Here is a 24,527-nt window from a genome sequence, read left to right as displayed (position 1 = left end):
TTAAGATATAGGCGGGATTGTATGGTGTCAAAACTGTTACGGTATTGGAGTCAGAATCACTGAACAGAGATGTGCTTTGATAAAAACCGCTCTTTTTGAAGACGCTTCTCATAAACGATTTCATAGGGTTGATACCCAGCTTTACGGTAGAACTTTGCTGCTTTTTCATTGCTACACAACAAACCCACTCTCACAACTTCCAACTCTAAATCTAAGAACCAATTCTCAGCTGCTTTCATCAGTGCAGCACCCACGCCTCCTTCTCGCATTGTTTCCAAAACGTATAAATCGGAAATATAACCGTATTTTCGCTCCCGCTCAACAATATGCAAGTCCCCTTCATCCAGTTCTTCTACAAAACAGACTACAAAACCAATGATGCTCTCCTTGGACTGGGCTACATAAATCTGACCATTTTGTTTCTTAACGATTTCTTCCAGATAAGCGAAATGTTCATTCCCAATCTGAGAACCTGATGGTCTATTAGGATGTAACTCAGATTCAGTATCTTGAAGCAATTCCATTAACTTGACCAGAACCGGACGATCTTGAGACTCGGCACTGCGAATCGTGAAATCAAATAGCATGACAAAAGAAGTAAAACGACAATTCAGGGTACTCGAATAATTAGTAATTTGCAATCTTTTACATAGTAGCGGATCTATCGCTTTCTTTTTGCAAATTGGAAAGCGTTGAAGCGATCGCAACCCATCTCACTTCTTGAATATACGATAAGTCAACTGCCTACGAGCACCTATCCATATAGCACTTCTTGTTAAGAAGAATTGATTCGTTTTCAACTACAAAAATATGTTTTGTCAGACTTTTTTTGTATTTTGCTTGCTATCAGCATATTGTTAATATGATAAAATTAGACACATTCCTCTCCTAGACTTGACTATGGTTGCTGCTGTCCTATTCCAGACCTACACTGTGGAAGAGTTTCTTAGTCTAGACCTGCCCGAAGGACAGGAATACGAGCTAATCAACGGAGTTGTCATAACCATGTCTGAACCTTCGGGAGAACACGAGAACCTTCGCTCTGAACTACTGGTAGAACTGCGATTATCAAGCAGGCGTCACCAACTTGGGTTACTGGTGCATCCGAAGCCCGTGTTAGAACTTGGACCAAAAGATACTCGTAAACCTGATTTAATCGCGATTAATCGGGATTCCTGGAATCAACAAACTCAGTCAGAAGCTGTATTGAGGGAACCGCCTAGTGTTGTCATTGAAATAGTCAGCACGAATTGGGAGGATGACTACCGTAACAAACCCCTTTGGTATGCAGCCTTTGGAGTGAATGAGTTTTGGCTCGTTGACCCCCTGTTCACTGTTGCTCGTTATCCCAAACGCAAGAATCCTAAGATTCAAGAACCTACCATATCCATTGGAGAACTGGTTCCCTCGCGTAGCATTTTAGTTGAGCGAGAATACAAGTTTGAGAGTTTTACAGGGAAAGATCGCGTCAAATCCAAGTTCTTCCCAAATTTAGACCTAACCGTGGAGCAAATTATCGCATTTGGTTCGGGTATCTAACTTTTGAAAAATGGTAGAAAGCTACTGGTGCATATTGTGGAAGAGTGAGATCCACCAAGAAAAGCGATATGTCGCGTTTCTACTTACCAGATATGATATTACGCATAAGCGGATGGCGACCGCATTTATAAAAAGTAGGTGGGCGAAAATAAACAGAGCTCCGAACCGCCATTCGATTACCTAAACAGGTAGGGTGGGCAGCCCACCAACGGCGAATGTGTGGCATAGCCCTACCTACAAACTTCTTAGTGGGCACTGCCCACCCTACAAACTTCTTAGAAAAAGTTAAAACTCATCATTTTTTCCAGGAAATGCATCCCTAAAATATATGTTAAGAAAATTAACAAAAAAGTTTCAAAATTTAACATTAGCAACAAAGCTAACCACATTACTACTGATAATATTTATTGGAGGAATTACATTAAGTAGTATAGCTTTTGCTAATCTCCTAAATTATCAAGCTGAAATTGCAGTCAAATCAAGAGCACGTTTTATATTTCAGAATATAAATGCTGTACGGCAATATACAAATGATGAAGTACAACCAGTATTGGAACGACGCTTGAAAGGAGATGAATTTGCACTGCAAACTATCCCGTCTTACTCAGCCAGGAAAGTCTTTTTAAATCTACAAAAACAAGACGTAAGTTACAATAACTTCTTTTACAAGGACGCGATGCTCAATCCTACCAATCTTCAAGATAAAGCTGACAATTTTGAAACAACAATCGTGCAAAAATTCCAGCAAGCCAATAATCTTGAAAACACAACATCAGGATATCATTGGATTAATGGAGTAAAATATTATTACATTGCCAGTCCTTTAGCCGTAAAAGACTCAAGTTGTCTGAGATGTCATAGTAGCCCAGATGTCGCTCCCAAAGGAATGATTAAGGTATATGGAACAGAACATGGATTTGGTTGGAAATTGAATGAAATTAATGGCGCTCAGATTGTTTCCGTTCCAGCAAATATCATTCTTGAGAGAGCTAAGCAAGCATTATTGTTAGCAATAGGAATTATCACTCTGGTTTTTGCGATCGCTATATTCGTGGCGAACCTATGGATGAAGCGATATGTTATCCAACCTATCAAGAAAGTTGTTCGTGTTGCAGAAGCCGTCAGCACTGGTGATTTTGATGTTGAATTTGAGAAAGTGTCCAAAGATGAAATAGGCTCTCTTGTAGAAGCCTTCACACGTATGAAGCTCAGTTTATTGATGGCAATTCAAAGTTTTGAGCAACAGCGTCCCAAAGGATGAAGCTTTTATCCTTTATACTTGCTTTGAACCCGATTTCTAAATTCTTCTGCTCTTTGTTTGTGAGGAATTTTTGCTACTAAAACTTCTACCAATTGCTCTGGTGTAATATTTGGGTTATTAGATATAGTATCTTCGATAAGAACGGTAGCAAAAGGTCCCACAAAACTCACCAGTTCTTTACGACAATATTGTAAAAAATCTGGATCGTTAGCAGCAGGAAAGCTTGTAACCGCATCGTGAGAAAAAGTTTTTGCTTGCGGTTCTTCTGTTTTCAACAAAAGATTTTGAGCGCGATTTCTAAATTCTTGCGATCTTTCCGAATGAGGAATTGCTACAGCCAACCGTTCAACAAGTTCTCTCGGTGTAAGCTGTGGGAATTGATTCAAAGTATTTTTAAGTAGAACGCTCGCAAAAGGTCCGACAAAACTCGTTAATTCTTGTTGACAAAATTCTAAAAATCCTGAATCAATACCCCTCGTATTTTCAATATTTGTTTTGATATCAGGTAAGTCTTGTTCCAGGAGTTTATTTTCTTCTGTTTTTCTAGTCTTTGTAGCTTCAAGCTCGCCAATGCGGTCATTTTGTACCTTCTGAATTGACTGGTTCAAAGCGGAATTACCAGATAAAAGATGCGAATAGCCTTGCAACTCATCAAAAACTTCTCGAGCTGACTGGTAACGGTCTAATGGATTCTCCGCTATCATTTTTTCTAGTATGTCACTCAGTTGGGAACCGACTTTAGCATAGGAACGCCATTGCCACTTTAGAGATGGATCGAGCAACAAATTTGGCATTTTTCCAGTCATCAGAACAATAGCAGAAACACCCAATGCATACAAGTCACTACAGGGATAGCATTGTCCCATCCGAAGTTGCTCTGGTGGAGAGTAGCCAATTTTACCTACAACTGAACCCATAACAGAGTACTGGTTGTTTTCAGAATCAGCATTCCAAACCTCAGAGACTTTCTGTTTAACGATTCCAAAGTCGATAAGCACGGGTTTAGACTGTTTTTGAGAAAGGATGACGTTATCCGGTGCAATATCCCGATGAATGATATTCAACTGATGAAGATAATCTAACACCTGCAGTAGTTCCAATAACCAAGGAATAACTTCAGCCTCAGAAAAAGGTTTTTTTTGCTGGGAAAGGCGATCGCGCAAAAGTTGAGAGTAGGTTTGACCATCAATATATTCCTGTACGATAAACAATCGCTCTTGCTCGGTCAACCAAGCTAGAAATTTAGGGATCTGGGGATGATTAATTTGGTATAAAACTTTTGCTTCGCGCTCGAATAGATCGCGGTATTTGTTAAGCAAGCGCTCTGATGTGTTTGGAGGTACAAATTCTTTCACGACACAAGGTTCGCCAAACCGCTGAGTATCGTACACCAAATACGTTCTTCCGAAGCCTCCCTTGCCAAGAAGCTTATTAATCAGATAACGGTGACCAATCAAAGTTCCAGGTTGAATCTCAGCTAGCATGGTTGTGTTGTCGTTTATAAGTAATAATTTTACCTAATAAAACAGAAACCTCCCAAATGAGCTTTTTTGATGATTTTCTGGTTCGCTCTGAAAAGCGAGCTTATTCAAAGACAGTAACAAATCTTAAATCTCCTGACAGACCTCTCTTAAACGCATAGCTGTCAGTGTAAGCCCCTGTTGTTGTAACGTTTCTAAGTACTCCTTAACTGCCTTGGGTGGATTTTTCAGTCGGCTTCTCTGCCTTTGCGCTGCTTGACAAACTGCCATAGAATCTAGCTCGAGCAGGTGTAGAATAAATTTGTCAGGATGCAAAGCCTGGACTCCATATGGAGTCAGATCTGTATCGCGAAAGTCTCTAAGATTGAAAGTTACAATATAACTAGCATCACAGTGAATTGCTGCTGCCAGGACATGACAGTCATCCATATCTGGAAGTTGTAACTCTGGGATCTTTACTTCATAACCAGTTACCAGGCAACCTTCAACCTTGGCATTCATCAAATTTTTGGTTCTCGTAAGTCGTTCCAATGTCAAATCGGGACGATTTTTCAAAACATTTCGTATCCACTCATCGTGAATTTCCTCAGTCCATCGTGCAGCAAACAAGTTTGAGAGGGCAAGCTCCATTAAAAAATCACGAAGCGGTGCGGGATATAAAACGCTTGCATCATAGACAACTCTGAAACTTGCCATGAATTTAATATCCCATATTTAATTCTTGCGCTTCGGCAGCTAGCTCATCCAAAATTTTCCTTCTTTCTTCATCATTTCGTTTCTTGTAATCTAGTACATCTTGACAACGCATCCTCCGACTCGTCCCTTCCATGCGGTAAGGAATTTTTCCTGATTCCAATAAACCCATCACGTAGGCATTGGAAACACCCAAGATATCAGCAGCTTCATAAATTTCAACCTCGTGTCGAATTGGGTGTAACTTAACTGCGTTGCCCCTAGCCATTTGTGCCAAAATCTCAATTAACTGGCAAAATGCAGACTCTGGGATCGCAAAAGTCTGTTCCGTGTCACTCTGCATAAGGGTAATAGTGCGGTTAGCTTGAGGATTTTGCAAATGCTTTGCTAATTTTTCATAACTTGCTTGAGCAATTGCTACCTCTTCTTCAGTCGGTAAAACTGTATCTAAGGATTTGGGAAGGTCGAGTTTCATGAATTTTGATCTGATAAGAGTTCATAATTTTATTGTGAACTACCTTTTCTTGTAAAATCCTCCTTTACCTATCAATACTTATTGAATTTGTCACTGGTCACTGGTCAGGTGATTAACCCAGCTGCAAACTCTATTGCCTCTGCTGCTGTGGAAACCTTACCCTCTATCTGGGCTAGAGCAATTTCGGTCAGCAGTTTACCCACTAGTGGCGAAGCAGGAATTTTTAAGGCTATCATTATATCATTGCCACTCACTATTGATGTGGGATGAGCGACCAGATCGTCAGGGTTAAGGTAGCGGGTGATCGAGGGTGCAGTCTCCCCTACCGGAGTTCCGTATGCCATGGCTAAGGCGACAATTGCCGGAAATATCAGTCCTGCTTCTTGAAACAAGAAGTACTGTTCTCGTAAGGACAATTGAGAAGTCTGGAACTGTGGTAACAGTCTTAAGGCTGTCAAAACAGCTTTGACTTCGGCGCGGCTGTATGTAAGTTGCATCAACTCTGTTTCTGCTGTCTCTGGTTCTGGTTTGACAAGACAAGCAAGTTTTGCAATTCCCAACCGTGTAGTTTTAACTGTGTCGCGTATATATTGAGAAAGTTCTATCCCCAGTTGATGCCATGTTTCTGCTATTTGAGATGCTGCTTTGTCAACTTCTGGAAGTAGAGAAACGCTGTCTTTTGTCGCATAGTTGAAGAACGGTGTCAACAAACCATCTTCCCAAGCTTTGATGAGCCAAGGAGTTCCTTGGGGTGAATTTAGCATGTAACCTAATTCTACTCTGACTCTTTCTGCTGCTACTTGGGTTATGCATCCCGCTAAAGAGCGAATTGTGTCTTGTGTACTTGACTCGATCGTAAAACCAAGTTGTGCTGCTTGGCGATATGCTCGCATTAACCGCAATGGATCGTCTTCTAAGTTGGTAGGTGATACCATTCTTAAAAGACCCTGTTGTAAATCTTCATAGCCTTGTAAGGGATCGATAATTTCTTGAGTATAGGGATTGTATGCGATCGCATTCACTGTAAAATCCCGTCTTCGCAAGTCCGTTGTCAAACTATCGCCTTCCTGTTGGGCGAAATCTACTGTAGCGTGAGGAAACACCACACGAGCAATTTGTCTTTTTGCATCAAGTAAAACAAAACCCGCTCTGTAATGTGAAGCGATTTTGCGGGCTGTCTTGACAGCGTTCGATGGGAGTACAAAATCTAAATCCAAATATTCCCGTTTCCTAGAGAGAATAGCATCCCGCACAGCACCACCCACCATATAAGCTGGTTGTGGCAATAACTCCAAGCTAAAAGGCCAATAATCTGGAGATAAAGTAGAAGGAACTAATACCATGCGTGGATTTTAGATTTTGGATGCGTGGATTGTCCAAGCTTTTGTAATAAAATTAAACCCAAAGACTGGACAATATCAATTGCGCTTAAGCTAGAGTATCAATAAAGGTTCCTGGAATTGCTTCGATTATGTGTATTTGCGTGAACTGCCATTATGTAGATCGCTGTCTCACCTACCACGCGGTGGAAGGGCAGCACGAGCAGCCCCACTTGACGGAAACACCAGATTTTGAGCCTAATGAACCTTCCATTAATGTTAACATCCGTCCGCGAGAGGATGTCATTGAAATGGAATGGGATGTTGTGGGATGTCTCAGCTTTAAGCGCGAAACGGGTAAGTGGTCTAAGTTACGCCCCGGTGAATTAGTGCCAACTTGATGGGGTTAGGGATTGGGGATTAGGGATTGGGGATTAGGCTTCCATTCTATCCCCTGACTCCTTTAGTTTCAATAAAAAATGTGGATTGGAGTAACAAAAATAACTTGATACTACAGTAGGCGATCGCCATCCCAAAAAGTCCCCAAGCGATCGGTACTGAAGCAATCTGTAACATCCAAAGACTCACTAAAACTAATCCTAGAAAATCGGCAATTAACACGTTGTAACGTTCGGAAACTTTCCAGGGCTGAATGATAATTTCTGGTGACGTACAAATTTTGATACCAGCAAACAAGTTAAACCACACCTGGCTCAATAAAATCAAAACCGAACCGCATCCCAACCAAATTGATGCTGTATAAAATCCTAAAAGTTCTATAAAAATTGTACTGGTAGCGATCTTCAAGAAAGTATCCAGACGCCTATCCCTCACTTGCTTCTTCGCTTCAGCAATTTGTTGCAAATCTCGAGCAGCCATTCGGGTTTGTTCTATACAAAACAAAAATACCCCTACAGCTAGTAGTTGATGGGTTAATTCCTCACCCCAAATAACTTGTCTTAATATACAAAGATTTGCCGGAAAAAATAGTAAAAATATCATTCCAGGAATTGGCAACATAGATGGTTTTCCAGGGTTAAATAGATCGGGACTTACGCAACCTCAACGTTATTTTCAGGATTCCACGCTTTGCAGATCCCCCCAACCCCCCTTAAAAAGGGGGGCTTGCGTAAGTCCTGTAGATGAAAAATCCATCGTAAAGCGATCGTCCAAGACTCGGTTGTGGTACGATGCCACTTTGTACTGTTGGTACAGAGATTAAGGAACCGTACCCTTCACTTATATATGCGCTTCGCGCACGCTAAGGGATAAACACAAAAATTTCAAGGTTTAGGCGCAGGGCTTATATGTTTTCCTGCATAATAAACAACTACTTTTAATTTTTCTTCATTAGGAATGTAGTAAACTCTATCTCCGCTTGCTACTTCGTATTCCCAAGCACCTCGATAGGGTTTACCTTTCAAAGGAAAAACGCGATGTCTTCTAGTTGTGGGTGATGTACACAAATCGTGATAACAGCGATAACAATTTTGTGGGTAACGTTGTGTCAAAGCTTCCCATTCACGATTTACTCTACGGTTTTTTGCTACTACCAACCATTCTTCTTTTTCATCAGATAAATCAGTGTCTACTGTACTTTCTTCTGTCTTTTCATTGTTTGATAAATTAGGAGCCGTCAGCTTAACGAATGGCGGCTCTACGTTGTTTGTTTCTGATTCGTTTGATGAAATTTCTGTCATTTTAGAATTCAGGTGACTTTCTCAGTAAAAGGTTGAGTTAAAGGAACTTCATCATACTCATCCTTATCACTGAATGCATAGGCAATCTCAGGGTTGGCGATTGCTAATGCGCTTTCATGCCACTCATGAATAATCGCTTCTAGTTCGTCCCAAGCTTGTTCACGAAAGACAGCCGAGCGATAAGCTTCTGTTACTTCATTAATAAAGTCTTGAAGGTCATCTTTGTCAAATACTTTCAGCCAACCATGTGGATGTTCGGTACTGAGCTTTTCGCCTAAACATAAACGAAAAGCAGCACTTAAAAGCTCGATAAGGTGTCTACCGTTTTGAGCCGCTTTGGTAAGAGAAGATACCTCTTCACGACGCAGTAAGGCAAAATGCTCATCATTACGAGTAATTGTTACTGGATGCTCTAAAGCGTAGTCTAGTATTTTTCCAGGTTGACGGTTTAACTCAGTTGCTGTGAATAGTGTATCTGAGTAGATACAACTCAACATAGTAGAAGTCATATACTGTTGTGTTTAAAAACACTCAATGAATCAATCTGTCTATACGTATTATTGTACGTATTAACCAAATAATGTCAATACTTGGGACGACTTACTTAACTGATTGGCTTTGTCTGTTAGATGCATTAAGTCCCAAAATACGTCATCATCCGAGTTGCTGCATTCTACGAGCGAAGGGGAGCATCCCAATGAGTGCGCATTGCCCTCAGAATAGAATTCTCTTGCTATACAAACGAAGTCCGCCTTCGCGGACTTAACATAAAGTCCACGTAGGTGGACTTTGTTTGTATAGACGCGATTTTAATCGCCCAATGTTTTTTCCAAATTGGGATGCTCCCCGAGCGAAGAACCTTGAGTTGTATTTGAGCAACAAAATTAACTTGATACTACAGGTAGCGCTCGCCATCCCAAAAAGTCCCCAAGCGATCGTTACTGAAGCAATCTGTAACATCCAATCGTAAAGCGATCGCACAATATCTGGTCTTGCCGCAGTGGGATTATCACGAGCAATGCGATCGACAATTTGCTTCAAATCTTGCTTGGCTTGAACTGAGAAGAAATAGCGACTCATGCACCAGCCTGCTCAATCTGGCGAATGTCCTCCTCTAGCTCTACAAAGACTGCTTCGCCATCCACAATGTCCCCACGCTCGATCTGCTCAACTCCAACCATAATTTCCTTTTGCAGAGTTTCCAACTTAATTTGCTGGAGCGATCGCGCTCTTCTAACAACCGCAGCGCCTCGCGTACAACTTCACTTGCAGACGGATAACGACCGATTTTGACTTTTTCCCGGACAAACTGCTCCAGTTCTGGCGTAAGTGAGACATTCATAACCAAGCTGCGCGAGCGAGTAATACCTTTCATTTTGCTTTAAATAGCAAAGATTGATAAGCTTTGTAGTTAAGAATCAAAGGAAAGACGAAAGAGGTTAATTGGTGGCGATGAGTTTGAGTTTTGATGATAATTCAATAGATGAAAACTCCATCGTAAAGCGATCGCCCAAGACTTGGTTGTGCTACGATGCCGCTTTGTACTATTGGCACCAAAAATTAAATAGTTTTGAGTATAGTAGATGGGGTGTGTACTGCGTCTCAATAGGGAACGTCGAAAATTAGTACCCTCATTCCTCATCTCCAAATATATTAGCCATCAGTTCAGCGGCGGTGCCTCTCTGAGCAGTTCCATTGCTGACGGCTTGCATCGTTGCCTTAGCGTTCTGAGCAATTTCTTGGCGGCGTTTAGCAATGCGGCGTTTGTAAATCAAATCAAACAGTACATCTTGCTCGTCTTGTGAAAGAGCTTCCACGAACTCAATGATTGCTTGTAAGGTGGGAGATTGAGACACAGATGAAATAATGCGGTATAAAATTCCATTATCCCATTATAATGATGCTTTCAACCCCCTAGCTATATGCAAGGGCTTTGTTCTATAGACTCTAACGAAGCAGGCTTTCCACCCAAGAGCCAATGTTTGACAATAGCTGTCGCTGCTTGAATGGAATCTACAGTGAAATGCGCGACAGTATTATCCCACTCCGTCTCGTTGTGCCAATCTTCCAGATCGATCGCAATCCCATCTAGATTTGTATCAATCCACACATGACGTTCTGGATACGTGACGCTTTGAAATGATAAAGTACAGGTATTGGCTGCTGCGCGATCCGTTTCCTGCGCGATCGAAATATGCTGTCCAATGAGTTGGCGAAGCTGTTGAGTCATCTCGTCTTTGGATTCAATACGCAAGTTCATAGGGTTACTTCTGAAACTTATCGCGATTATCAGTCAAAAGTTTGCGAACGTTAATGGTGCCTATTTTTCCTACTTTTAGCGCATCCTCAACGGTCATCGTTTTGGCTTCTGTAGGTAAGACTGCTTTGATTGTAGCTCTTCGGAACTGGCTGATATATTCCTCAACCGTTAGCAGGCGATTTTCATACAGTTGACGAGTGGTCGGCGAGTTAAGATTACCTTGATTGTGCTCCCTTGCCCAACGCTCAAAGTCCGAATCAGGTAGCTCTTGCACGATTTAGAAAATGGTTAAAAATCCCTAATATGTACTTTCTTCGGATGAGAATCGCTATAGTACGGCTAAAGCTTCTTTCGCAACTAATTGATTGGCTTTGTCTGTTAGATGCACTAAATCCCAAAATACATACTCTTCGGAATTGCTGCATTCCACAAGCGAAGAACCGTGAGTTGTATTGGTGAAGCCAAATTTATCTGGATAAGAAATCGCTTTATCTACAACAGATTTGGCATCAAATAAAATGAGATTCAGTTTTGAATTTAGAGTGCGTGAAATCTCGTTCAAGGATTGATTGTGTTTTTCTATTGCTATACTAACGGTACTGGGAACGGTAATCTGTTTGACTTCCGATGCTAGCGGTGTCTTGCCAATATCAATGATATTTACCAGTAAAATATTCTTGGCACCCAACTCAGCTAAGGTTTTTACAGTTGTAGTTATATTGGTGATGGGAGTTCTTGAATCGGTATATTTAGGTACGCCATTGACAAAGGGGGCATAATCGGCTGTACCTGCCCAAAGAACGTATAATGCGTCTGGATCTGTAGATTGGTAGTTTTGCTGGAGCAGAGTCTTGAATAAATGGACTTGTTGCTGCAATCCTGGTAACTGAGGTAAGTCCGGTATGACAGAGGGAAATAAATTTTCCGTACCCGTTGTGGCTCCTCCAACGGCAAAATTGATACCTTGGCTATTGAAAATATTTTCGGTGCTTGGCTGTAGGCTTAATTCTAAGCTGTCTGCTAAATAGTCGATCCAGAGGCGATTGTTAGAAAACCGCTTGTTGTAGTTGGGAGGTGCTGCTAGAATACCTCCGGTCATATTGAAGGCATTACCAGTATCTGAGTAACTGTCGCCAAAGACATAAAGATTGCTGAATGATTTTGTCATGCCAAAAGGTGTGGGTAATAATTATTACTAAAAAAGAATTAATGTGCGATCCGGAACATCTTAATGAGCGCATAAATACCTTGCGAATAGAATTCGCGGCTACACAAACTAAGTCCGCCTTCGCGGACTAATACTAGCCTGCGTAGGCAGGCTTTGTTTGTATAGCCCCACATTTCCAATGTGAGGGCGATTTGCATATTTGGGATACCCCGTGTGATACAGGTATAGCATGAATATTTCTTTTTGTTCCTATAGTTATTTATCCCCATGGATGGGGAAATCTAATAATACAGGCGTGCTTTCATAAAAGAGGAGAAAATCGTGTTGGCAACTTTTAGGATACCGGGGTATAACTTTAAAGAGGTTGTCCATGAGGGTATACATACCATCCTCTATCGTGCAACTTGCGAGCGCTTCCAACAACCAGTCATCCTAAAAGTTCTCAAAGCTGACTATCCTACCCTAGAGGAATTTTCTTGCCTCAAGCACGAATACAAAGTCAGGGAGGATTTGAATTTAGAAGGTGTTGTCAAAGTTTATCAACTAGAAACCTATGAAAATCGTCTTGTCCTCGTTTGCGAAGACTTTGGCGGTATTAGTCTGAAACAGTGGCTCTCAACACAAAAACTGTCCCTTCTCTCCTTCCTCAACATAGCAGTTTCTCTAGCCAAAGCACTCTTCTGTCTTCATCAACACCGGATTATTCACAAAGACATCAAGCCTGCCAATATCATTATTAATCCCCAATCGGAACAGGTCAAACTGACTGACTTTAGCATTGCTTCGCGGTTGGATAAAGAAACTCCCCAAATGACCAATCCCAACCAAATGGAAGGGACTTTGGCATATATGTCGCCAGAACAGACAGGGCGAATGAATCGTTTCGTTGATTATCGCAGTGACTTTTATTCCTTGGGAATAACCTTTTATGAAATGCTTGCAGGACAACTTCCGTTTCAAAGTCACGATCCCTTAGAATTAATTCACTATCATATCGCCAAACAACCAACTCCCATAGAGCAGTTAAACTCAGAAGTGCCTGAAGTTGTAACAGCTATTATTTCCAAACTGATAGCGAAAAATGCTGAAGAGCGCTATCAAACAGCGATGGGGTTATTAATAGATCTCCAATTGTGCTTAAAACACCTCACAACTCAGGGCTTTATTCCAACATTTATCCCTGGAGAACGCGATCGCACCTCCCAACTCCTGATCCCGCAAAAACTCTATGGTAGAGAACGGGAAGTAGCCATGTTACTATCCGCATTTGAGCGGGTAGCAGTAGGGGGAAGAGAAAACCAGGGAGAAAATTCCATCTTTTCCCCTTCTCACCAATCTAAAATCCTAAAACCAAAACCTAAAATCGAATTGGTGCTTGTGTCTGGCTACTCTGGGATAGGTAAATCATCTCTAGTCAACGAAGTTCACAAGCCTATTGTTCGCCAGAGAGGCTACTTTATCTCTGGTAAATTTGACCAGTTTCAACGCAACATTCCCTATGCATCTCTAATTCAAGCATTTCAGACTCTGATGCGACAGTTACTGACAGAAACGACTGTCCAACTACAAGTTTGGAAAGAGAAGTTAATTGCAGCCCTTGGTGTTAACGGACAAGTCGTTATTGATGTCATTCCAGAAGTCGAACGTATCATCGGTAAACAATGCCCAGTTCCAGAATTAAAACCAAAAGAAGCTCAAAACCGTTTTAATCAAGTATTCCAAGCTTTTATCCAGGTTTTTACACAACCCGAACATCCCCTAGTTCTATTCTTGGATGATTTGCAGTGGTCAGATTCTGCTTCTTTGGACTTTCTGCAAGTGCTGATGACAAACCCAGACACTCAATACCTGCTGCTTATTGGGGCATACCGGGATAACGAAGTGACAAGCGGACATCCCTTACTTAAAACATTGGAAGAGATCGAACAAGCAGGAACAGCGATCGGCAATATTGCGCTACGTGCTTTGGGGTTTAAGCACATACAACAAATGGTAGCAGACACGTTGACTGCAACACAAACAACCGAAGCTTTAGCAGAGTTGTTATTCAACAAAACTCAAGGCAACCCGTTTTTTCTCACCCAGTTGTTAAAAACTTTACACCAAGAGCAACTGCTAAGCTTTGACTTCGCTCGAGGACACTGGCAATGGGATCTGCAACAGATTCAAGCAACTGGAATTGCTGAGAAGAGTGTAGTGGAATTGGTAGCGGGCAATATTGCAAAGCTGTCAGAAATAACTCAAATGACTTTAAAATTGGCTGCTTGCATAGGAAATCGTTTCAGTTTGGATATTTTAACTACAGTCAGTGAAAAGCGATTGCCGAGTATTGCTGAAGCTTTAGAACCTGCTTTACAAGCAGGGCTAATTTTGCCGTTGAGTCAAGAATATCGCATTCCCTTATTGTTTGCGGATGAAGAATTAGATGTTCTAGCGTTTGATGAATCCCGTATTTCCTATCGTTTCTTACACGATAGAGTTCAGCAAGCTGCATATTCACTCATTCCTGAATCACACAAGCAAGCCACTCATCTAAAAATTGGTCGATTGCTCTTACAAAGTTTATCTCAAGAAGGAATTGAGTCAAGTATCTTTGATATTGTTAATCAGTTGAATTGTGGAGTGGACATCCTCTTTGAACAGTTAGAAAAAGATGAATTGGCACGATTAAATTTGACAGCAGGGCGTAAAGCAAAAGCAGCAGCAGCCTATGAACCTGCGGTAAGGTATTTGCGGACAGGTAGAGAACTCCTAGTAGTAGATAGTTGGAAACTTCAATACGAGTTAACGTTAGATACTTATGTGGAAGGTACAGAAGCTGAATACCTAACAACTAACTTTGAAGCAGCACAAGCACTGGCAGATATTGTTTTGAAGCAAGCCAGCAAATTGCTGGACAAGGTAAAAGTCTATGAACTTATGATAGATCTCAATATTGCCAAAGGTCAGCAATTCCAAGCCGTGCAGCTTGGGTTGCAAGCGACAGAAATGCTAGGTATTCCTCTTGCTAGTTATACAGGTGATGTCAGCACCCTACCGCAACTACCATCACTGGAAGATTTAACCACTTTTCCGGAGATGACGAACCCTCATCAATTGGCAAGTATCCGCATTCTCAGCAAAATAGCACCACCTTCTTATCAATCTGCGCCTGATATTTATCCATTGGTCGTGTTGACAATGGTAAATCTTTGCCTGGAATATGGACATTCACCATTCGCAGCTTATGTTTATGGTGCTTACTGTGCATTTCTGCAATCTATCATCGGCGCTCCAGCAAGTTCCTATCATTCCGGTCAAATTGCTTTTAGTTTGTTAGAAAAATACTCAGCAAAAGAATTAGAAGTCAAAGTTTACATGGTGGTGAGTACTTATGCCTTACCGGGTAAAGAACATATAAAAGCCTCTTTAAATCCATTAATTAAAGGAATTCACAGTGGTTTAGAAGTTGGTAATATTGCTCATGCTGGTCTTACTGTTATTGCTTATTGTACTCAATTATTTTTATCAGGGGAAAGTTTAGATACTGTCAAGCGTTATCAAATTCAATACATTGATTTATTACAAAAATTAAAACAAAGACCTTATGTTGCTTATGCTAGTATTTGGGGACAGATTGTTTTAAATCTTCAGGGTGAAGTTGCCAATCCATGCTCTTTGATTGGAGAAATTTGTAATGAAATAGTTATTATTCCTTGGTTTGAGCAAACTCGATACTATCAAGGACTTTTCGCCACTTATATTGCGAAGGTAATTATCCTTTATACTTTTGAAGAATATAATGAAGCTGTTAATTATTGCGAAAAAGCTTTTCCTTATCAAAAAGCAACTCTGGGGTTAGTATTAGTTTCTGCCTACCACTTCTATTATTCTTTAGTACTGTTAGCTCAATATACCTCTATTGAAGTAGAAAAACAATGTTACATTCTAGAAAAAGTCCGGAGAAATCAAGAAAAATTAAAGCATTGGTCAGAACACGCACCATGTAATTTTCAGCATAAATACGATTTAGTAGAAGCAGAAATAGCACGAGTTCAAGGACAGGTTTTAGAGGCTATGCATTTGTACGATCGCGCGATCGCTGGTGCATCTGAAAATAGCTATATTCAAGAAGAGTCTTTGGCAAATAAACGTGCTGCGCTGTTCTATCTTGAGTTAGGTAAAACTAAGATTGCCAAAACTTATATGACGGAAGCTTACTATGGTTACATGAAATGGGGTGCTCTTGCCAAGGTTAAAGATTTAGAAAGACGCTATCCCGATCTGATTGCTCGCACTCAGTCACTAGGTAATAGCAAGAACACGTTTAATGATTTGCTAGTGTATACCAGGTCTCCGCATAGCTTGACCGTAACTGCTAGCAGTACCACTAGCATAAATAAGATGTTGGACTGGACAACGGTAATGAAAGCAGCAGAAGCAATTTCCAGTGAGATTATTCTCGATAATTTATTGAAGAAATTACTGAAAATTGTATTGGAAAATACTGCCTCTCAAAAGGGATGTTTAATTTTAGAAAAAGATGAAAAACTCTTCATTGAAGCTCTGGAAAATGAACAAAATAAATCTTTTGCGATCGCACACACAATATCTGTTGAAAGCAGTCAAGATGTACCTATATCAATAATTAACTATGTGGCTAGAACTCAGAAAGCTTTAATTCTAAGTAATGCTACTCAAGACAGTCTTGCGAATGCCGATCCTTATATCCTTAAATATCAACCAAAATCAGTTTTATGTCAGCCAATTGTGTATCAAGGCAAGTTGATCGGCATATTTTATTTAGAAAATAACTTAACCGCAGATGCATTTACAAGCGATCGCCTGGAAATTCTCAAGCTTTTAACCACGCAAGCAGCTATTGCCATTGAAAATGCCCGCCTTTATGCTTGCGAACTGGAAAAAACCCAACAACTGCAACAATCCCTAGTCAAACTCCAACAAACCCAAGCACAACTCGTACAAACCGAAAAAATCTCTCCAAAACCTAAGAAGTACTAGCCTGAATGCAACTTAGGGTGAACAACCTGCAACTTGTTGACCAACTAGAGTGCATAAAACCAAAAAGTCTACCTTATGAAATAAATGAAGCGGTTGAAACCGCTACTAAATCATAAACTCAAACGATTAACAAATTAGGAGATAGCATCATGTTTGAACAAACTCAATTCACCATCCAAGACAATATTGAACTCACCGATTCTGAATTAGAAACCATTGCGGGCGGTCACGGTGACGATAAGTGTCATCACTATCCAAAGAAAGACCATTGTTACCCCAAGCCTAAGTGTCATGACCACTATCCAAAACCCAAGAAGCATTGGCCTTAAGGATTTCCATGAGATAAATTATCCCATGTTGTGGGACGGGCGTCCCCGCCCGTCCTGTATGAGTGGCGGAGTTGATCTTAATGATAATGATATTATACGTGTAATATCGTGTTTGGTTAAACACTTGTGAAAAAAGTGTATGCTCCCACTAGTTTGAGTCTAACATATTCTCATAAAAGTGAAAATTTTAAAAGCCATGTTAGGCAAACTCAAACTAGCAACCAAATTTACCTTGCTTCTATCACTTGTTTTCTTAGTTGGGATTTTAACAAGTGGGTTTGCCTTGTCTAAGGGTCTGGAATACAGAGCCGAAGCAGAATTAAATTATCGAGCAGAGATTCTCATACAAATGATGAACTCCTTGAGAGGGTATGCAAATCTCTGCGTCCACCCCTTGTTAAATTCCCTTGTAGAAACTCAAGAAAACTTTACTCCAGAATCTCTACCAAGCTATTCGACAAGAGCTTTTTTAGAAAATTTTAGAAAGAATGAAAAATTTACAAACTACCTTTACAAAGATGCTACGATTAATCCAACAAATATACGAGATAAAGCTGATGAATTTGAAACGAAAATTGTAGAGCATTTTCGCAATGAACCCGGACTGAAAATTTTATCTGGCTTTCGGAGCGTGTTGGGAGAGGAACTTTTTTATACTGCCCGACCTTTTGCTATTACAGACCAAAAATGTCTTCGCTGTCATAGCACTCCAGAAAAAGCTCCTCAAAGCCTATTGGCAACTTACGGTACAAATAATGGTTTTGGTTGGAATCTCAACGAGATTATTGCTACTCAGATTGTTTATATACCTAAAAGTCAATTTGAAAAATTAACTTTCAATAATTTTTATTTAATTCTTGGAATTTTTATAAGTACATTTGTTGTAATAATTTTATCGATCAATTTCTTACTAAGATGGAATGTTATCTTACCTCTTAAGCCATTGGCTCTGTTAGCCAAAAAAATCATTGACGATACTATTGGAGGTGATGAGGCAAAAGAGTTTGAACTCAAAAGCTTGGGGGCGATCGCAAAGCGTACTGATGAGCTAGGACATCTGGGGCGTGTCTTCCAAAGAATGGTGCGCGAAATCTATGCTCGCGAGCAACATCTAAAACAACAGGTACAGGAACTTACCATTGAAATTGACCAAGCTAAAAAATCAAACCAAGTGGCTGAAATTGAGGAGATGGACTACTTTAAAAATTTGCAAAAACAGGCAAAGGAAATTCAGAATAAATGGCAAAATTCTTCTGATGAATGAGGCGATACGGGCATTGGGGATGGGGCATTGGTAACTTCTTACCCATGCCCTTTTCCCCATGTCAAAACGAATTGTTTTATAGAAAAGGTGTAATTATTATGTGTAAAGTTGTATCAATACATTCATTCCGAGGTGGAACTGGTAAGTCAAATGTTACTGGAAATTTAGCTACTATCTTGGTTCTTTCTGGAAAAAGAGTTGGTATTGTTGATACTGATATCCAATCGCCAGGAATTCACGTGCTTTTCGGTCTCAAGGAAGAAACAATTGGTTACACTCTGAATGATTATCTTTGGGGTCGATGTGCGATCGAACAAACAGCTTATGACGTCACTCCAGTTCTCAAGGCAAAACAAGGAAATAATGCAATTTCGGGTAGTATTTACTTGGTTCCTTCAAGCATCAAAACTAGCGAAATCTCGCGAGTTGTACGTGAGGGATACGATGCACGGCGGCTAAACGATGGCTTGCAAACTTTGACTCGCAGTTTGAAACTAGATTATCTATTAATTGACACTCATCCTGGAATTAACGAGGAGACTTTGCTGTCCATGATTGTTTCCAATGTCCTGCTCGTTATCCTGCGTCCAGACCAACAAGATTATCACGGTACTGCAGTTGCTGTCGATGTGGCTCGTAAACTGGAAGTGCGTAAAATGTTGCTAGTGGTTAATAAGGCACTGCCAACTTATAATTTTCAAACTTTACGACAGCAAGTGCAGAATGCTTATAATACCAAAGTAGCGGGTATCTTACCTGTTTGCCAAGAAATGTTTCAAATAGCTAGTAGCGATATCTTTTGCCTGCGCTACCCTTTTCATCCTTGGACTCAAGAAGTGAATGCGATCGCCAAACAAATCATTTAGAATAAGCGAGCCGGTTTGTTATGAACCTCATTTGCAATTGAGGTAACCCGTTCCACGACAGAAATCATATATTGGTAATCTGGTAACTTCCCATTGGGTACATATCCTAACTCTTGAGTCAAAACTGGAACCGCCGCATTCATAATTTTGCGAATAACATCTTGTCTGTTATGCTCTATAGAAGGTGAAATCAAAACCACACCAGGTGGAACTTTGTGAGTATCAGTAAATAATATACGAAACGGTGTAGTACTGAAGTCTGGACTGTAGAGATTAAATTCCTCGTTAGAAAGAGCACCAGCAGTCACTTTTTCTTGTGCTATCCATTCCAGTACCGTTTTCGGTGTTGGAGCAAATTGGATTTCAGCCAAAGTCAAACCATAAAGATTGTAAAGGGGTAGATAATATCCAGTTGCTGAACCCAGATAACCCAAAGCAACTGTTTTCTGCTGCAAACCTTTCAATTCCTGAATGGGGCTATCTTGACGAACGACAAACAGAGATTGTAAATTACTGTTACCTAAAAGAGGAAAAAGAGCAACGTATTGATGTTTTGCCATAGCTATTGCTGCTAAACCAGGAGGAGCAAAGACAAGTGACCAAGCGCCATCCTGAATACGCCTGATAGCTAAATTTTCATTAAATGCAGGTTCTATCTCTACACGCGCCCCTGTTTTTTCAGCTAAATAGCCACTAAAGCGAGTCAACCGCTCTCGTGTTTTCTCTCCTTGTTCGTAGCTAATAATGCCAATGATTAACCTATCTCCTTGATTGTGTGTTGATTTTACTGCACAAGCAGTCAGGAGTAACAACTGAAAAAAAAGGTAACGACGAGAAAATGAGAAAGACATTAATAATTGTGATATTATAAACAAAGAAAATTATCTTACTAAATGAGTAAAAATTATCATTTCTCATATTAATTAAATTTAATATCTTTATGAAAATAGAAACAAAGATTAATATACTGTTTGCAATAGTCTTTACTATTGGCATTATTGTTAGCGGTATTGTGTCATCAAAACTACTTCAGGAAAATGCACAACAACAGGTAACAGCTAAAGCACAAATCCTGATACAAGTCATGAACTCAGTGAGAAACTACACAAATAAGCGCATTAACCCTTTATTAGAATCTAGGTTACAAATTGAGCCAGCGTTTATTGCAGAAACCGTTCCTGCTTTCTCTGCAATTCAAGTTTTTGAAGATCTGCGTAATAATCCTACTTATAAAGATTTCTTTTATAAAGAAGCAACTCTTAATCCTACAAATTTACGCGATAAAGCTGATAGCTTTGAAGCTGAGCTTGTCAACAAATTTCGCAAGAATAAAAATACTAAAGAAATTTCTGGGTATCGACAATTTCCAGAAGGAGAAAACTTCTTCATTGCTTATCCCCTTGCTGTCACTCAACAAAGTTGCTTGCAATGTCATTCAACACCAGAAGCTGCTCCTAAAAGTCAAATAGCAAGCTATGGTTCATTTAATGGTTTTAGTTGGAAGCTCAATGAAATCATCGCTGCACAAGTTATTTATATTCCTGCTAGTCAAATACTGAGCAGCGCTCAACGATCTGCTTATGTATTAATAGGTGCTTTGATTATTATTTTTGCTATTATCCTTTTTTTGATAAATCTTTTATTAAGACGAACAATTATTCAACGAATTAAAAAGATGGCTAAGGTAGCTGAAAAAGTTAGTACTGGTGAGATAAATTCTGATTTTGAAAAACAATCAAATGATGAAATCGGTGCTTTGGCAGCAGCTTTTAACCGAATGAAGAAAAGCCTTGAAATTGCTCTCAAAATACTCGAACAGCAAACTTATTAAAAATTTTGGTAACCATGTTTGTAATAATGTTTTAAAAGATATGGGCGAATAGAATTCGCTACTATATAAACAAAGTCCGCCTACGCGAACTAAGAAAACCCACGTAGGTGGGTTTCGCTTGTATAGTTATGGGCGAATAGAATTCGCTACTAGATAAACGAAGTCCGCCTACGCGGACTAAGGAAACCCACGTAGGTGGGTTTCGCTTGTATAGCTGCGAATTCTATTCGCCAAGGCTTTATAAACATAAACCCACGTATATGGGTTTCGCTTGTATAGTTATGGGCGAATAGAATTCGCTACTAGATAAACGAAGTCGAGGTTGAGCCGAGATACGTGTAAAAACCTGCAAGATGGTCTGAAAAGCCTTGTTGTATAAAAGCTTGAGCGTTTTTGACACGAGACAAAAGATTTGTGCATAAATGTACTGGCACTTTCTGTGTAATAATTGCTTTTTTGTAGCAAACAGAATTTAATATACTGTTTGCTTGGATGCTCATCCTTGAGTCTGTAATCCTCTAGTTATAAGAGTTTCGCACAATCCTCTGTGACCAAGGATATGGCGAGCGCGCAGGAAAAATCGTTAATAAAGTTAATAAACACTTCTGTTTTTGTAGCGATACATACACCAAAATTTCACTCTCCTGTCAATTTACTTAAAAATCGCTACAAGCTATAAATAGCAGGTGTTTCTAGATCATCTTGCAGGTTTTTACACGTATCTCGGCTCAACCTCTGATTGATTTATTGCAAAATATCCTAGTTCTAGTTCAATATACAAAACTACTGAGCTAGAACCAGGATACGAGGTTGTAAGTCGGAATATCCCCCCTATGCAGTGGAGCTAGAATTAAAGCTTAATTGCGTGGATTGAGAACAAAATCGAGCAGCTAAATTTAACGTATACGTATAAAAAAACATGAAGCCAGACTATCTTTACCATTATGTCATCTTGAAAACTTCACATTTTTCTCAGTTTTTTAAACTGACTTTATAAAGAAGCGATAAATTTGTATAAACTTTGGAAGTAGTTTGATATGACTTTACGGCTAGTTTAACTTTACTCCAAATAATTTTTTTAGAGCTTAACAAAAAGTCAAGTACCCTCACTAATTCCATTTTTTTGGGATTCTTCTGACAATTAAAAAAAGAATCGTTGTAATAACCGTGTTGTCAGGAGCCAAATTGTGCGTCCCCAAATCAGAAAAAGTTTAGCTGAATTTTTGAAAATTTGGCTTTTTGTTTGGATTTTCTTGCTTAAAGCATTTCCTAATACTGCTTATGCATTTATTATAAATTCCAGAGATGCTTGTGCTGCTCAACCTGCATGTGCAGCAGCGATCGCCTCTGAATTAGCTCCAGTTGTTGCTGCTCCTACTGGTACTGGTTTCGGGGCTTCAACACTTAGTACCACAACAGCTATTGGAACTACTGCTGCGTCTGTACAAGCTGTTGGTAAAGTTGCTGTTGTTGTGGGTGCAGTCGGTGGTGGATACGCAGTTTGGCATTATTGGAACCAAGGTAACAATGAGCAAGCTCAGAATAAGGCTAAGGAAAGGTATTGTCAAGCCAATCCTACAGATTCTGTCTGTCACGGTTTTTCTCTTGCGGGTCAGGGTCAATATCAGGACTGTTATCCAGACGGTTTACACTGGGAATTTACAGCTTACGGTGGTTCGTATTCTTATCAAACTATTTTTAATGGCAATCCTCCACATGGAGCAAATTGCTATTGGGATGTAATTTACATTGATGGTCAGTTCTTCACTGCCTTTAAACCAGGTACTTGGATTGTTCAAGAGTTGCAACAGACACCTTGGAAAGATTGGCCACAAGAAAAGCGTGATGCAGCAGTTGGCTTACTCGAACCTTCTGACTGGGGAAATTTTATTAAATCAATGCCACAAGGAGGTTTATTAGAACCTGGAGATACGCTTGATGCGAACAAAATTGTAATTCCGGGGCTTGAGACAGACGACCCCAATACTCCAGAAGATGATCGACCTTTAAGGATATTGCCAGGAATTTATACTATGCCTGGGAATCCTGATTTTGATGATGATGGTCTTCCAGACACAACCGATCCAGATGATGATAATGATGGAGTACCTGATGCTAGTGATTTAGATCCACACAATTCTAATGTTCCATCACCACCAACTTCTGCAAGTGGTGGTTCATCTGGGTCTGGGGATACAGGAGGTTCTGGAGATCCAGGGGGTTCTGGAGCAGAAGTTACTCCTCAAGTCCTTCAAGACATTAGTGATATTGTAAATAGTTTCAAACCGGAGCAGAATTTGAAATGTGTTGAATGTGCCCAAAAAATTGAGGATTACTTGAAGGGGCGAAACATTCGTGGAGAGCGGATAAAACTTGATACTCCCAAGACAACAGACCGGAATGACTTGATAATAGATGATAGTGTCTCGGCAAATGAGGCTATTGCAGATAATGGACATCATGAAGGAATTGAGATTAAAATAAATGAAGAAAAAATGGTGTTTGATAACCACCATCCTGGTGGTGTTCCAACAGAACAGTGGAAGAGTAATCTCACCTTTTTTGGTAAGGAATTCCTCAATGAAGATTTTGAAGAAAAAAGATATAGATTTTAAATTCTATTGTAGAGAATCAATATGAAGACTTTCTCTAAACTTCTCCAAGATATTAAAGATAACCCAGTTCTCTACTTAGGACAGCCATCCATTACTTGTCTTTATGCCTTCCTAGTTGGGTATCTCGGTACTCTAAGTGATTTGAAATTTGTTCAAGAAGCCTCCGCACTTAATGGATTTCAACAGTGGATACAAGAAAGAGCAAAAACTACAGTAACTCAATCATGGTCAGGGATAATTCTCTTTGAAAGTGGAAGTGAGAGACGTGCTTTTAATTCTTTTTTCAAAGACTTTGAAATGTTTTTGAGTGAGCAAGAGAGAGTAGAAAGTGAAAAAACTGAAGTAGGAAAAGTTTTTGAATTTAATGAATATAATTTGAAAACCAGAATAAATTATGATTTCTATGAACTTTTGGGACGAATTAAAAAGAGACCAGGTATGTTCTTAGGTACAGCCTCAATCACCCGAGCTGATATGTATTTAAGAGGATACATTCTGGCTCGAAGAGAAGTTGGTTTAGCTCCCACCGAACAGGAAAGAGAGTTTGAAGGGTTTCAATCTTGGATACGAGAAAGATATGGAATTAAATCAAACCAATCATGGGCTAAAATAATTCTCTTTTATTCTATGGATGAGCATGAAGCTTTAGAAAGATTTTTTGAACTGTTCGAGGAATACTTAAATTGCAACAAGAGTTCAAACCAACTTTCAGAGATTTGAGTGTG

General features: G+C 39.9%; 25 protein-coding genes. 10 read left to right on the top strand and 15 right to left on the bottom strand.

All coding sequences use genetic code 11. The annotated features are described in order from the left end of the window. Window positions 1–56: 56 nt before the first annotated feature. Window positions 57–587, bottom strand: coding sequence for a GNAT family N-acetyltransferase (locus ACKTT2_RS43980; protein ID WP_407898538.1), 531 nt, complete (start codon window positions 585–587; stop codon window positions 57–59). Between the two features lie 313 nt (window positions 588–900). Here ACKTT2_RS43980 and ACKTT2_RS43975 point away from each other — a divergent pair, with 313 nt between their 5' ends. Together ACKTT2_RS43975 and ACKTT2_RS43970 are read left to right on the top strand one after the other, a co-directional pair. Beyond that, window positions 901–1,539, top strand: coding sequence for a Uma2 family endonuclease (locus ACKTT2_RS43975; RefSeq protein WP_407898536.1), 639 nt, complete (start codon window positions 901–903; stop codon window positions 1,537–1,539). Window positions 1,540–1,867: 328 nt separating this feature from the next. After that, window positions 1,868–2,800: a c-type heme family protein gene (locus tag ACKTT2_RS43970; protein WP_407898534.1), complete on the top strand. Its 933-nt coding sequence runs from the start codon at window positions 1,868–1,870 to the stop codon at window positions 2,798–2,800. A gap of 5 nt (window positions 2,801–2,805) precedes the next feature. On the opposite strand, the gene ACKTT2_RS43965 is transcribed toward ACKTT2_RS43970, so the two are convergent. The 4 genes from ACKTT2_RS43965 to ACKTT2_RS43950 form a co-directional block, all read right to left on the bottom strand. Further along, window positions 2,806–4,284, bottom strand: a complete 1,479-nt coding sequence (locus tag ACKTT2_RS43965) for a serine/threonine protein kinase (RefSeq protein WP_407898532.1) — start codon at window positions 4,282–4,284, stop codon at window positions 2,806–2,808. Window positions 4,285–4,407: 123 nt separating this feature from the next. Continuing rightward, window positions 4,408–4,977: a VapC50 family PIN domain-containing toxin gene (locus ACKTT2_RS43960; protein WP_407898530.1), complete on the bottom strand. Its 570-nt coding sequence runs from the start codon at window positions 4,975–4,977 to the stop codon at window positions 4,408–4,410. A 4-nt stretch (window positions 4,978–4,981) separates the two neighbouring features. Next, window positions 4,982–5,449 (bottom strand): helix-turn-helix domain-containing protein, encoded by a 468-nt coding sequence (locus tag ACKTT2_RS43955; protein WP_407898528.1) that lies wholly within the window; start codon window positions 5,447–5,449, stop codon window positions 4,982–4,984. Window positions 5,450–5,553: 104 nt separating this feature from the next. Further along, the gene (locus ACKTT2_RS43950) at window positions 5,554–6,792 is read right to left on the bottom strand and encodes a tRNA nucleotidyltransferase/poly(A) polymerase-related protein (RefSeq protein WP_407898526.1); all 1,239 of its coding nucleotides are present in this window, start codon (window positions 6,790–6,792) and stop codon (window positions 5,554–5,556) included. Between the two features lie 128 nt (window positions 6,793–6,920). Between ACKTT2_RS43950 and ACKTT2_RS43945 the strand changes: the two genes are divergently transcribed. Next, entirely contained in the window at window positions 6,921–7,169 is a 249-nt protein-coding gene (locus ACKTT2_RS43945) for a Ycf34 family protein (RefSeq protein ID WP_017742276.1), read from the top strand. Window positions 7,170–7,215: 46 nt separating this feature from the next. On the opposite strand, the gene ACKTT2_RS43940 is transcribed toward ACKTT2_RS43945, so the two are convergent. The 9 genes from ACKTT2_RS43940 to ACKTT2_RS43900 form a co-directional block, all read right to left on the bottom strand. Then, window positions 7,216–7,788, bottom strand: coding sequence for a hypothetical protein (locus tag ACKTT2_RS43940; protein ID WP_407898524.1), 573 nt, complete (start codon window positions 7,786–7,788; stop codon window positions 7,216–7,218). A 263-nt stretch (window positions 7,789–8,051) separates the two neighbouring features. Then, window positions 8,052–8,468: a hypothetical protein gene (locus ACKTT2_RS43935; protein WP_407898522.1), complete on the bottom strand. Its 417-nt coding sequence runs from the start codon at window positions 8,466–8,468 to the stop codon at window positions 8,052–8,054. A gap of 8 nt (window positions 8,469–8,476) precedes the next feature. After that, a complete protein-coding gene (locus tag ACKTT2_RS43930) occupies window positions 8,477–8,977 on the bottom strand; it encodes a hypothetical protein (RefSeq protein ID WP_407898520.1) in 501 nt (166 codons plus the stop codon). Between the two features lie 253 nt (window positions 8,978–9,230). Then, window positions 9,231–9,548 (bottom strand): type II toxin-antitoxin system RelE/ParE family toxin, encoded by a 318-nt coding sequence (locus tag ACKTT2_RS43925; RefSeq protein WP_407898518.1) that lies wholly within the window; start codon window positions 9,546–9,548, stop codon window positions 9,231–9,233. A gap of 40 nt (window positions 9,549–9,588) precedes the next feature. After that, entirely contained in the window at window positions 9,589–9,843 is a 255-nt protein-coding gene (locus ACKTT2_RS43920) for a type II toxin-antitoxin system ParD family antitoxin (RefSeq protein WP_407898516.1), read from the bottom strand. A gap of 256 nt (window positions 9,844–10,099) precedes the next feature. Then, the gene (locus tag ACKTT2_RS43915) at window positions 10,100–10,324 is read right to left on the bottom strand and encodes a hypothetical protein (RefSeq protein ID WP_407898513.1); all 225 of its coding nucleotides are present in this window, start codon (window positions 10,322–10,324) and stop codon (window positions 10,100–10,102) included. Between the two features lie 62 nt (window positions 10,325–10,386). Further along, complete coding sequence (locus ACKTT2_RS43910) at window positions 10,387–10,728, bottom strand: hypothetical protein (RefSeq protein ID WP_407898511.1); 342 nt, start codon at window positions 10,726–10,728, stop codon at window positions 10,387–10,389. Between the two features lie 4 nt (window positions 10,729–10,732). Then, on the bottom strand, window positions 10,733–11,002 hold the full coding sequence (locus ACKTT2_RS43905) for a hypothetical protein (RefSeq protein WP_407898509.1): 270 nt from the start codon (window positions 11,000–11,002) through the stop codon (window positions 10,733–10,735). Window positions 11,003–11,056: 54 nt separating this feature from the next. Continuing rightward, window positions 11,057–11,896, bottom strand: a complete 840-nt coding sequence (locus tag ACKTT2_RS43900; protein WP_407898507.1) for an SGNH/GDSL hydrolase family protein — start codon at window positions 11,894–11,896, stop codon at window positions 11,057–11,059. Between the two features lie 321 nt (window positions 11,897–12,217). Here ACKTT2_RS43900 and ACKTT2_RS43895 point away from each other — a divergent pair, with 321 nt between their 5' ends. The 4 genes from ACKTT2_RS43895 (at window position 12,218) to ACKTT2_RS43880 (ending at window position 19,356) form a co-directional block, all read left to right on the top strand. Then, the gene (locus ACKTT2_RS43895) at window positions 12,218–16,897 is read left to right on the top strand and encodes an ATP-binding protein (protein WP_407898505.1); all 4,680 of its coding nucleotides are present in this window, start codon (window positions 12,218–12,220) and stop codon (window positions 16,895–16,897) included. Between the two features lie 149 nt (window positions 16,898–17,046). Further along, window positions 17,047–17,226 carry a hypothetical protein gene (locus ACKTT2_RS43890; protein ID WP_407898503.1) on the top strand — a complete coding sequence of 60 codons (180 nt, stop codon included), beginning with the start codon at window positions 17,047–17,049 and terminating at the stop codon, window positions 17,224–17,226. Between the two features lie 178 nt (window positions 17,227–17,404). Next, on the top strand, window positions 17,405–18,490 hold the full coding sequence (locus ACKTT2_RS43885; protein WP_407898500.1) for a c-type heme family protein: 1,086 nt from the start codon (window positions 17,405–17,407) through the stop codon (window positions 18,488–18,490). A gap of 98 nt (window positions 18,491–18,588) precedes the next feature. After that, window positions 18,589–19,356 (top strand): MinD/ParA family ATP-binding protein, encoded by a 768-nt coding sequence (locus ACKTT2_RS43880; RefSeq protein ID WP_407898498.1) that lies wholly within the window; start codon window positions 18,589–18,591, stop codon window positions 19,354–19,356. Here ACKTT2_RS43880 and ACKTT2_RS43875 read toward each other — a convergent pair. Next, window positions 19,353–20,207 (bottom strand): phosphate/phosphite/phosphonate ABC transporter substrate-binding protein, encoded by an 855-nt coding sequence (locus ACKTT2_RS43875; RefSeq protein ID WP_407898496.1) that lies wholly within the window; start codon window positions 20,205–20,207, stop codon window positions 19,353–19,355. The genes ACKTT2_RS43880 and ACKTT2_RS43875 overlap by 4 nt on opposite strands. An 89-nt stretch (window positions 20,208–20,296) precedes the next feature. Here ACKTT2_RS43875 and ACKTT2_RS43870 point away from each other — a divergent pair, with 89 nt between their 5' ends. From ACKTT2_RS43870 to ACKTT2_RS43860, 3 genes are all read left to right on the top strand, one after another. Beyond that, a complete protein-coding gene (locus tag ACKTT2_RS43870) occupies window positions 20,297–21,187 on the top strand; it encodes a c-type heme family protein (RefSeq protein ID WP_407898494.1) in 891 nt (296 codons plus the stop codon). A 1,187-nt stretch (window positions 21,188–22,374) separates the two neighbouring features. Further along, window positions 22,375–23,802 carry a papain fold toxin domain-containing protein gene (locus ACKTT2_RS43865; protein ID WP_407898492.1) on the top strand — a complete coding sequence of 476 codons (1,428 nt, stop codon included), beginning with the start codon at window positions 22,375–22,377 and terminating at the stop codon, window positions 23,800–23,802. Window positions 23,803–23,823: 21 nt separating this feature from the next. Beyond that, entirely contained in the window at window positions 23,824–24,522 is a 699-nt protein-coding gene (locus ACKTT2_RS43860; RefSeq protein WP_407898490.1) for a hypothetical protein, read from the top strand. Window positions 24,523–24,527: the final 5 nt, after the last annotated feature.

Origin of the sequence: Scytonema hankhaensis NUACC26, assembly GCF_045865695.1 — a bacterium.
In the GTDB taxonomy this organism is placed as follows: Bacteria; Cyanobacteriota; Cyanobacteriia; order Cyanobacteriales; family Nostocaceae; genus Scytonema.
Note: the sequence above shows the minus strand (reverse complement) of the source record. Positions and strands in the feature narration are given on the sequence as shown.

Coding starts and splice junctions, on each gene's coding strand:
- ACKTT2_RS43880 (WP_407898498.1), top strand. CDS start 18,589: ATGTGTAAAGTTGTATCAATACATTCATTCCGAGGTGGAACTGGTAAG.
- ACKTT2_RS43890 (WP_407898503.1), top strand. CDS start 17,047: ATGTTTGAACAAACTCAATTCACCATCCAAGACAATATTGAACTCACC.
- ACKTT2_RS43940 (WP_407898524.1), bottom strand. CDS start 7,788: ATGTTGCCAATTCCTGGAATGATATTTTTACTATTTTTTCCGGCAAAT.
- ACKTT2_RS43935 (WP_407898522.1), bottom strand. CDS start 8,468: ATGACAGAAATTTCATCAAACGAATCAGAAACAAACAACGTAGAGCCG.
- ACKTT2_RS43970 (WP_407898534.1), top strand. CDS start 1,868: ATGTTAAGAAAATTAACAAAAAAGTTTCAAAATTTAACATTAGCAACA.
- ACKTT2_RS43930 (WP_407898520.1), bottom strand. CDS start 8,977: ATGACTTCTACTATGTTGAGTTGTATCTACTCAGATACACTATTCACA.
- ACKTT2_RS43900 (WP_407898507.1), bottom strand. CDS start 11,896: ATGACAAAATCATTCAGCAATCTTTATGTCTTTGGCGACAGTTACTCA.
- ACKTT2_RS43860 (WP_407898490.1), top strand. CDS start 23,824: ATGAAGACTTTCTCTAAACTTCTCCAAGATATTAAAGATAACCCAGTT.
- ACKTT2_RS43950 (WP_407898526.1), bottom strand. CDS start 6,792: ATGGTATTAGTTCCTTCTACTTTATCTCCAGATTATTGGCCTTTTAGC.
- ACKTT2_RS43975 (WP_407898536.1), top strand. CDS start 901: ATGGTTGCTGCTGTCCTATTCCAGACCTACACTGTGGAAGAGTTTCTT.
- ACKTT2_RS43875 (WP_407898496.1), bottom strand. CDS start 20,207: ATGTCTTTCTCATTTTCTCGTCGTTACCTTTTTTTTCAGTTGTTACTC.
- ACKTT2_RS43910 (WP_407898511.1), bottom strand. CDS start 10,728: ATGAACTTGCGTATTGAATCCAAAGACGAGATGACTCAACAGCTTCGC.
- ACKTT2_RS43920 (WP_407898516.1), bottom strand. CDS start 9,843: ATGAAAGGTATTACTCGCTCGCGCAGCTTGGTTATGAATGTCTCACTT.
- ACKTT2_RS43955 (WP_407898528.1), bottom strand. CDS start 5,449: ATGAAACTCGACCTTCCCAAATCCTTAGATACAGTTTTACCGACTGAA.
- ACKTT2_RS43925 (WP_407898518.1), bottom strand. CDS start 9,548: ATGAGTCGCTATTTCTTCTCAGTTCAAGCCAAGCAAGATTTGAAGCAA.
- ACKTT2_RS43965 (WP_407898532.1), bottom strand. CDS start 4,284: ATGCTAGCTGAGATTCAACCTGGAACTTTGATTGGTCACCGTTATCTG.
- ACKTT2_RS43960 (WP_407898530.1), bottom strand. CDS start 4,977: ATGGCAAGTTTCAGAGTTGTCTATGATGCAAGCGTTTTATATCCCGCA.
- ACKTT2_RS43980 (WP_407898538.1), bottom strand. CDS start 587: ATGCTATTTGATTTCACGATTCGCAGTGCCGAGTCTCAAGATCGTCCG.
- ACKTT2_RS43945 (WP_017742276.1), top strand. CDS start 6,921: ATGTGTATTTGCGTGAACTGCCATTATGTAGATCGCTGTCTCACCTAC.
- ACKTT2_RS43870 (WP_407898494.1), top strand. CDS start 20,297: ATGAAAATAGAAACAAAGATTAATATACTGTTTGCAATAGTCTTTACT.